Source organism: Providencia rustigianii DSM 4541, from assembly GCF_000156395.1.
GTDB lineage: Bacteria > Pseudomonadota > Gammaproteobacteria > Enterobacterales > Enterobacteriaceae > Providencia > Providencia rustigianii.
This window is the reverse complement of record NZ_GG703831.1, coordinates 1-485: the sequence shown is the minus strand read 5'-3', so window position 1 is coordinate 485 and position 485 is coordinate 1. Positions and strand designations below refer to the sequence as shown.

Sequence of the window (485 nt, the reverse complement as noted above, 5' to 3'; positions counted from 1 at the left end):
TGTACACCGCGAAGCCGGGCGAAGTGGGCACCGATACCATCACGTACACCGTGAAAGACAAGCACGGCAATGTGTCCAATGAAACCACCGTGACCATTGTTATTGACGCGGCGCCGGTAGCAAACAAAGATAGCGCGGCGATCAAAGAAGGTGAAACGGTTACGCTGGATGTGTTGGCGAACGACACCGACTTGGATGGCAAAGACGATATCGACCCGAGCACACTGACGATCATCACTAATGGTGGCAAAGGCACGGCAGAGTTTTTTAACGGCAAGCTGGTGTACACCGCGAAGCCGGGCGAAGTGGGCACGGACACCATCACGTACACCGTGAAAGACAAAAACGGCAATGTGTCCAATGAAACCACCGTGACCATTGTTATTGACGCGGCGCCGGTAGCAAACAAAGATAGCGCGGCGATCAAAGAAGGTGAAACGGTTACGCTGGATGTGTTGGCGAACGACACCGACTTGATGGCAAAG

Annotated in this window: 1 protein-coding gene; it reads left to right on the top strand. The window is 53.6% G+C overall.

What is annotated here, in order from left to right; all coding sequences use genetic code 11:
- Nucleotides 1-485, top strand: a 485-nt coding sequence (locus PROVRUST_RS20260) for an Ig-like domain-containing protein (protein ID WP_006816493.1), incomplete at both ends; no start/stop codon positions are given.